The 2,657-nt window shown below is 67.2% G+C and carries 3 protein-coding genes; 2 read left to right on the top strand and 1 reads right to left on the bottom strand.

The annotated features are described in order from the left end of the window. Positions 1 to 133 precede the first annotated feature (133 nt). Together purU and ACWD38_RS30280 are read left to right on the top strand one after the other, a co-directional pair. Positions 134 to 982: a formyltetrahydrofolate deformylase gene (gene purU / locus ACWD38_RS30285; RefSeq protein ID WP_450125444.1), complete on the top strand. Its 849-nt coding sequence runs from the start codon at positions 134 to 136 to the stop codon at positions 980 to 982. Between the two features lie 241 nt (positions 983 to 1,223). After that, entirely contained in the window at positions 1,224 to 2,369 is a 1,146-nt protein-coding gene (locus ACWD38_RS30280; RefSeq protein WP_184478723.1) for an aromatic ring-hydroxylating oxygenase subunit alpha, read from the top strand. A gap of 42 nt (positions 2,370 to 2,411) precedes the next feature. On the opposite strand, the gene ACWD38_RS30275 is transcribed toward ACWD38_RS30280, so the two are convergent. Further along, a partial coding sequence (locus tag ACWD38_RS30275) for a hypothetical protein (RefSeq protein WP_450125443.1) occupies positions 2,412 to 2,657 on the bottom strand: 246 nt, incomplete at its 5' end.

The following is a 2,657-nucleotide window of genomic DNA, read 5'->3' as shown; positions in this document are numbered from 1 at the left end:
TCTTCTCGCGAGGACGGCTTTTTCCCTCGTGGCGGAGCCACTCGGGAAAAAGATCCCGCAGCGAGAAGAACGCTGAGGTTCCGCCACCCGACCCCTACGCAGGCCGACTGCAATGACCTTTGAGGAGGATCCGTTGACCCGCTCTTTTACGCTCACCTTGAGCTGCCCCAACCGCAGCGGCATCGTGCACGCCGTCAGCTCGTACCTCTTCCAGCACGGCTGCGACATCGGGGAGCACCAGCAGTTCGACGACCCGGTGCGCGGCAGGCTGTTCCTGCGCACCCACGTCACCGCCGCGCACGAGATCGACATCGAGGAGATCTCGCGCGGCTTCGAACCGGTCGCCGCCGACTTCGAGATGACCTTCGCCTTCGCGGCCGATCGCAACGCGCGGATCCTGGTGATGGTCTCGAAGCTCGGGCACTGCCTCAACGACCTGATCTACCGCTGCCGCGCGGGCAGCCTCGGCGCCGACATCGTCGCGGTGGTGTCCAACCACGAGGACCTGCGCCCCATGGCCGAGAACGCGGGCCTGCCGTTCATCCACATCCCAGTCACCCGCGACACCAAGCCCGAAGCGGAGGCCCGGCTGCTGCGGGTCGTGGAGGAGCACGACGCCGAGCTCGTGGTGCTGGCCCGCTACATGCAGGTCCTGTCCGATCAGACCTGCAAGGCCCTGCACGGCAGGGCCATCAACATCCACCACTCGTTCCTGCCCGGGTTCAAGGGCGCGAAGCCCTACCACCAGGCATACGGGCGCGGGGTGAAGCTCGTCGGGGCCACCGCCCACTACGTCACCCCGGAACTCGACGAAGGACCGATCATCGAGCAGGAGGTGATCCGCATCGACCACACCCACGACCCGAAGGCCTTGCAGACGGTCGGCCGCGATGCCGAGGCACTGGCGCTGTCCCGCGCCGTGCGCTGGCACTGCGAACGGCGCCTGCTGCTGAACGGGCAGAGCACGGTGGTCTTCCAGTGATCGCCCCGGTCCCGTCCCGCTGATGGGGATCGGCGCCGCTGCCGCCGATTCCTCCTGCGGCCCTTGACATCCTGCTTCCGGCGCGCTGCTATGTGTAGCGCATCGCGCACCGGGTTGCACTGTGCGCAACTCTCTTGATCCTGCTCACCTGCTCCCTCCGGGGAGCCACGGCCCCACCTCGCCGAGCGCTCGTCCGGAGCGCCTTGACGCGAATCCGTCCTCTCGAGCAAGGAGCACTTCCATGACGACCGGTGAGCTCTCCGCATCCGTTGAGGAGCAAGGACTCCCCGCGAGCCTGCGGGAAACACTCGCGGGCCACTACTACACCGATCCCGAGATCTTCCGCGCCGAACAGGACTCGATCTTCGAGGCGGGCTGGTTCTGCTCCGTGCTCAGCGCCGACCTGGCCCGGCCCGGCCAGTACGAGACCGTGCAGATCGGCCGGGAGAGCGTCATCGTCGTCCGAGGGCGCGACGGCGGCGTCAACGCGCACCTCAACGTGTGCCGGCACCGCGGGGCCCGGTTGTGCACCGAAGAGCAGGGCGAGGTGCGGCGGTCGTTCCAATGTCCGTACCACGCCTGGACGTACGCCTTGGACGGCAAGCTGATCGCCGCGCCGAACCTCACCGCGATGCCCGACATCGACCGCGCAGAGTACGGGCTGCACCGGGTGCACGTCCGCGAGTGGCTCGGCTACGTGTGGTTGTGCCTGGCCGAGGACCCGCCGTCGTTCGAGGACACCGTCATCAACGACGTCACCAACCGCCTGGGCACGCCGGACGCGATCGTCGGCTACCAGGTCGCCGACCTCAAGCTCGGCAGGCGCATCGAGTACGACGTGAAGGCGAACTGGAAGCAGATCGTCGAGAACTTCATGGAGTGCTACCACTGCGCGACGATCCACCCGGAGCTGACCGAGGTGCTGCCGGAGTTCGCCGACGGCCTCGCCGCGCAGTACTTCGTGGGCCACGGCGCGGAATTCGGCGAGAACATCCAGGGGTTCACCGTCGACGGCTCGGAGGGCGTCGAGCGGCTCCCCGGCGTCAACGAGGAGCAGGACCGCCGCTACTACGCCATCACGGTCCGCCCGCAGGTCTTCATCAACCTGGTGCCCGACCACGTGGTATTCCACCGCATGTTCCCGATCGCCGTGGACCGGACCATCGTGCGGTGCGACTGGCTGTACCTGCCGGAGGTCGTGGACTCCGGCGTCGACATCGAGCGCTCGGTGGAGCTGTTCCACCGGGTCAACAAGCAGGACTTCGACGCCTGCGAGCGCTGCCAGCTGGCGATGGACTCCCGGTCCTACAAGAGCGGCGGCGTGCTGGTCCCCAGCGAGCACCACATCGAGGAGTTCCACGACTGGGTCCGCGCCCGAGTCGGCTGACCCCCGCGCACCGGCCCCGTGCGGACACGTCCGCACGGGGCCTCACGCTGCGCGAAAAGCCATCCACACCACAAAAACCCCGCCCAGAACGGGAAGAGCACGCACGTTCTCCTGACGCGTATTCCCCATCCTGTCAGCGGCGGAGCCGCTGAGCAGTGACCACCAAAGCAACCGGCACCGCCGCGGGTTCTCAGCGTTCTTCTCGCGAGGAGAGCTTTTTCCCTCGTGGCGGAGCCACTCGGGAAAAAGATCCCGCAGCGAGAAGAACGCTGAGGTTACGCCAAATGA

This window comes from Saccharopolyspora sp. NPDC002578 (assembly GCF_053592695.1).
The sequence above is the reverse complement of the archived record's forward strand: the minus strand, read 5'-3'. Positions and strand labels throughout refer to the sequence as shown.

What these genes read in the sequence shown, in the direction of transcription:
- ACWD38_RS30280 (WP_184478723.1), top strand. Translation starts at nt 1,224, where the DNA reads ATGACGACCGGTGAGCTCTCCGCATCCGTTGAGGAGCAAGGACTCCCC.